This window comes from Atribacterota bacterium (assembly GCA_028703475.1).
In the GTDB taxonomy this organism is placed as follows: domain Bacteria; phylum Atribacterota; class Phoenicimicrobiia; order Phoenicimicrobiales; family Stramentimicrobiaceae; genus JAQVMU01.
Window position 1 is genome coordinate 1 of the sequence record JAQVMU010000131.1, and the last position, 2884, is coordinate 2884.

The following is a 2884-nucleotide window of genomic DNA, read 5'->3' on the forward strand; positions in this document are numbered from 1 at the left end:
CCTCAAGGGGGAGGAGATGAAAAGATATAATCCTGTCCTCAATGGGGAGGTTCAAAGATTCAATCCATCCCACAAAGTGTAAATGATAATATTAGCAAAATCCATCCCTCAAGGGGGCAGTTCAAAGTGATAATTATCTACCCCAGTGGGAGGAAATTATAAAAAGGAAATTCCCATCTCAAAGGGAATGAAGCAAATAAATAGCGTTGAATACAGTGATGAGTAAAAAATAATTAGTGATGATCAATATTAAATGAACCAATTAGCCAATAATTTAATTATGAAATAGTGTTATCTAATTTCAGTAAAATATATAGGTATAGATGAAAGAGATTGATTCGCTCACTTTTGCCACTTCCAATGACGGAGGTAGGTTTCGGTTCACACAATTGTTACATATATAAGATTGATAGGTAAACCAGTTAATTTATAAAAACAAGAAGAAAGTCTGATAAAAGCTTTGAGATTATAAAAAGTATATATTATTTTTCTAACCATTCTTCTTTAGATATTCTAGCAATTTTCAATATTTTTGCTAACAAATCAATTCCAATATCACTTTTTTTGTGAGGATTCGGAATGGTTAATCTTATGTCATTTTTTATCATAAATAAATGTTTGCCACCACTAAAAGGACCTTTGTATCCAAATTTCTTTAATTTCTTTACTAAAACATGGAATGATATGGGGTTTATCTTAGGCATTTACATTTTTACCATCTTTACTTCATTTATTGATATCTCCCCAAGCTTTGGAATAGGAAGGTTTTTTTTAATACTTAATATTAGCCATCCTTCTATAACTTCAATGAGGTTTTTTCTGCATTCTTCAAGATTTTTACCTGACGCCCAAACACCTTTTAATTCAGGTATTTCTGCATAATATGGTTCATCATCCTGAATGATTTGGTATTGTGCTCTTTTTAAAGCTTCCTGTATATATTCAGTCAACATAAATCTAACCTCTTTCTCCAATTTATAAATATTTTTGTTATATATAAAGCAATTTATTATTTATCATACATCCTTTTTAATTATAGTTAATAGCAATAAATAAGTCAAAATATACAAAATATGTGACTATTTATTTACCATCAATAAGAAGGTTTTTTAGTTTAAAAAGAATTTTCCTACTCCACCAGGAGAGGTCATCGTGGGATGTTGCGTTTAAAATTCAAAATACTCTGCTAGTTAAAATAGTCGTGTGTATTGCGTCGAAATATAATTAAATACAAGATACAATATGCAAGAGAAAAACAGTTTTCGGTTAAAATAGGTTTCAAGGTGCAAGGTTCAAGTTAAATGCAAATAAGATTTAACCAACACATATGTAACACTTTGGATTCAGGACATGGGTTATACTGTGAGCGCCTAGACTATGAAAATTTACTAAAACAAACTAGATATACAAAATATTTTTCCAACTATAGTTAAATATGGGTTTAAGTACCATAAAATTTTCATTTGAGCGAGAGATAATGCAAGCTTCTTTAACCTTTGAACCAAATTCATTAACCATTCTTTTTAAGGAAACTGCATGTTTAGGTAAGATGGTCATGGTACTTTTGATTTCATATAAATATAAATACCCTGCTACTTCAATAACTAAATCTATTTCTAAGCCATCCCTTGTCCTGAGATAATACATGTTCGGCTTATCTCCAAAATGAAGAAAACGTTTTAAAAAGTCAATCACAATCATTGTTTCAAACAAGTTCCCCAAATAAGGACTTCCAAGCAATGATTCACGATTATGGATTCCTAAAAGATATGAACAAATTGCGGTATCACAGAAATATATTTTTGGGCTTTTGATAATCCTTTTCCCAATATTCTTATAGTAGGGATAAAGCAAATAAATTTGATGCCCTGTTTCTAAGAGCGAAAGCCATCTCTTTGCAGTGGGAACACTTATTCCAATATCTCTGGCTAAATCAGATAAATTTAATATTTGACCTGTCCTTACAGCACAGGCAATTAAAAACCTTTCAAATTGACTCAAGTCTCCAATACTTGTCAGACTTCGAATATCTCTCTCTAAATAGGTAGTAATATAAGAACTGCACCATAGTTTTCTATCAACTTTTTTATTAGCAGAAATTTCTGGATAAAAGCCTCTTAAAATGAGTTCTGAAAAAAGGAGGTTATTATTTACAATGCTATTGTTCTTTTTATTGCTTAGCCAATTCGTATAATCTTTTGCATTTTTTGCATTATTTAATAATTCAGAAATAGAAAATGGCAGTAGAGAAAGAGTGGCTATCCGTCCTGCAAGTGATTGTGAAATATTATCCATAAGAATAAAATTTTGTGAGCCAGTAAATAACCAATTTCCGGGTTTTCTGTCACTGTCAATTTCCGTTTTAATATAAGATAGTAGCTCCGGTAAATATTGTATTTTATCAATAATTACAGGTGGCCTGTATTGATTTAAAAAACTTACGGGATCTTCTTTTGCTCTCACTCTTATATCAGGATTTTCCAATGAAACAAAATTATGTGTATTTGAAAAAAGCATTTTATACAGGGTTGTTTTACCGGACTGTCTGGGTCCGGTAACTACAATTGCAGGGAATGTTTTGATTGCTCTTTGTATAGTTTTTGACAAGACACGTTTTTTATATTTCATGACTTATTTTAACCCTTAATATTTAATATTGCAAATTAAATTTGCAGGGTCAGTATTGTTCTTTTGAAATTATTTTGAAATTCTAAAAAACAGAAGAAATATTTTTAGGAATAAGTCTCGTCTTTGTCATTATCCCATATCTCTTTTAATGCAGGAGTAATCTGGCTGGTCATTAATTGTAACTGTTTTTCTTTGGTTTCCTTTGCCAAACGTTCGCGAATACTGGTAAGAACATACTCTTTTATAGAAGTACCAT

At 30.6% G+C, this 2884-nt stretch carries 3 protein-coding genes; all 3 read right to left on the minus strand.

The annotated features are described in order from the left end of the window. Nucleotides 1–482: 482 nt before the first annotated feature. Entirely contained in the window at nucleotides 483–704 is a 222-nt protein-coding gene (locus PHQ99_08540) for a type II toxin-antitoxin system HicA family toxin (protein ID MDD4289619.1), read from the minus strand. Beyond that, nucleotides 705–953 (minus strand): type II toxin-antitoxin system HicB family antitoxin, encoded by a 249-nt coding sequence (locus PHQ99_08545; protein MDD4289620.1) that lies wholly within the window; start codon nucleotides 951–953, stop codon nucleotides 705–707. Between the two features lie 445 nt (nucleotides 954–1398). Next, entirely contained in the window at nucleotides 1399–2628 is a 1230-nt protein-coding gene (locus tag PHQ99_08550) for an ATP-binding protein (GenBank protein ID MDD4289621.1), read from the minus strand. Nucleotides 2629–2884: the final 256 nt, after the last annotated feature.